Source organism: Sulfitobacter sp. 1A15258 (assembly GCF_043557045.1).
GTDB classification, from domain to species: domain Bacteria; phylum Pseudomonadota; class Alphaproteobacteria; order Rhodobacterales; family Rhodobacteraceae; genus Sulfitobacter; species Sulfitobacter faviae.
On record NZ_JBIFFK010000039.1, the window covers coordinates 1 to 2,297 of the forward strand.

Here is a 2,297-nt window from a genome sequence, read left to right on the forward strand (position 1 = left end):
TCATCGTTGAGCCGCGACCGTAGCGCTCTTCCACGATCTCCATGAGATCCCGGCGTTGCGTGGCGGTCAGTCGGTCTGGCCCCCAGTCATCGAGGATGAGCAGCTGTGCTTTGGTGATGCTGCGGAACAGGCGGGGGAAGCGCCCGTCGCCATGGGCCAGTTCGAGTTCTTCGAAGAGACGCGGCATTCGCTTGTAGGCCACAGTGACACCGTCGCGACAGGCTGTTTGCGCCAGTGCGCAGCCGAGCCAAGTTTTGCCGACACCACAGGGCCCGGTAATGATCAGATTGCGCTTGTCGGTGATCCATCTACCGGTGAGCAGACTCTGGAACAGCGTCTTGTCGAGACCACGGCGCGCGCGGTAATCGACATCTTCTGGGCAGGCGCCCACATGGCGCAGCCTGGCCGAGCGCATCCGAGCTTCAAACCGCTTGGTCTCACGGCTGGCGACCTCACGGTCAACGAGCAAGCCAAGCCATTCAGCGTGGCTGAAGTCGGCTGCGGCATCCTGCGCTTGCAGCTCGGCAAATGCTTCGGCCATACCGTCCAGCCGCAGGGCCTTCAGATGATCGAGGGTTGGGTGATCAAGCATTGTGTTCCTTTCAATGGAAATAATCGGCGCCACGGATGTTGGGGTGGGTGATTGCAGGCTCCTCCGTGGCGCGGGTGCGGGGCTTGCTCTCCAGCCCATTCTTGAGAATGGATTGGAGTGACGAGTAAGAACGGGCGTTGATCTCGAGCGCGCGGCGGCACGCCGCATCGAGGCGGGCGGCACCGAACTTGTCGGCCAGCCGAATGACACCCAGACAGCTCCGGTAGCCCTGTTCGGGGTGCTTGCGTTCGCGCATCACAACCTCTGCGAAGGTGGCGACATTCGGCCCGACGCGAGCGGCCCGTGCGATAATACGCTGCGGCGTCCAGTCCTCGCGGAACTTGTGGTGCGCTGGCATGTGCTCGCGCTGTGTAGAATGTCTGCCGTTTCCAGAAGTGCGCACATGGGAAGCAACACGCTGTCCAACATGGAAGACTTCGACCGTGCGGGCGGTGATGCGAGCCCACAGCTCTTTCTTCAGCAACTGATAGGGCACGGAATAGTAATGCTTGTCGATTGCGACGTGGTAATCCAGCCCCGCTCGGCACTTCTTCCATTCGGCATAGACATATGGAGCCGTCGGGAGCGGCTTCAGGGCGGGCTTATCCAACTGCTCAAACAACTGCTTGCGGCTGGCCCCAAGATGCCGAGAGACCTTGTCGTTGAGCTGGTCAAGCAACGGACGAATGGCAGCGTTCACATCCCCGAGGCTGAAGAACTGCCGATTGCGCAACCGCGCCAGAATCCAGCGCTCGACCAGCAAGACCGCCCCTTCGACCTTTGCCTTGTCCTTTGGTTTATGCGGCCGCGCGGGCACAACGGCTGTGTCGTAATGGGTGGCGAGATCCGCATAGGTTCGGTTGATCACAGGGTCGTAAAAGCACGCTTTGGTGACCCCGGCCTTCAGGTTGTCGGACACGACCTGCGCCGTCACACCCCCAAGGAAGCCAAAGGCACGCACATGGCTCGAGATCCAATCCGGCAGCGATTGCGTCCAGGTCGCCTCTGCAAAGGTATAGCTTGAGGCCCCAAGCGTCGCGACGAACAGCTGTGCCGCGCGCACTTCCCCGGTCTGAGGATCAATCACGTCGATGGTGTGCCCCGCGTAATCGACGAACAGCCGCTCGCCCGCCGGGTGACGCTGTCGCATCACCGGCGACAGCTTGCCTTCCCACCGCGTGTAAAGTTCGCAAAATCGGGAGTAGCCGTATCCCTCGGGGTGGTCGGAGCGATGTTCCTCCCACAAAAGTGACAGCGTTACGCCCTTCCGACGCAACTCGCGGTGAATATACGACCAGTCAGGCTGCGTCTCGATCCGTTGGGTGTTCTGGTGAGCTCGGTGAAAGAGGCATCGCTCAAGGTCCGTATCAGACATCTCTGCTGGCAGCGGCCAGCCCAGACCCAACTCAGTAGCGCGATCAAGGTAGCCCCGAAGGGTTGTTCGCCCAATCGCCAGACTCGCTGCGATCTGGCGGGTTGATAGGCCCTCGGCTGACAGCCGCAAAACATCTCGTATCTTCCGCATCGGCAATCTCTTCATCGGGCTTCCTTCATGCCAAAAGGACGAAAGGTAGCCGGTTACAGATTGCCTCGCAGCAGCACGTCACAGGGGTGGGCGGATACCCCGGAATCGGTGGGCGGATAAAATCGGAACGGGTGGGCGCATCAAATCGGAATCGGTGGGCGGATCACCCCGGAATACGCA

General features: G+C 60.9%; 2 protein-coding genes. Both read right to left on the reverse strand.

Going from position 1 to position 2,297, the window contains the following annotated elements:
* The coding region (locus ACGYK9_RS19305; protein ID WP_394415330.1) for an ATP-binding protein at window positions 1–592 on the reverse strand (592 nt) is incomplete at its 3' end.
* Window positions 593–602: 10 nt separating this feature from the next.
* Window positions 603–2,132, reverse strand: coding sequence for an IS21 family transposase (gene istA / locus ACGYK9_RS19310; RefSeq protein ID WP_322346320.1), 1,530 nt, complete (start codon window positions 2,130–2,132; stop codon window positions 603–605).
* Between the last annotated feature and the right edge of the window lie 165 nt (window positions 2,133–2,297).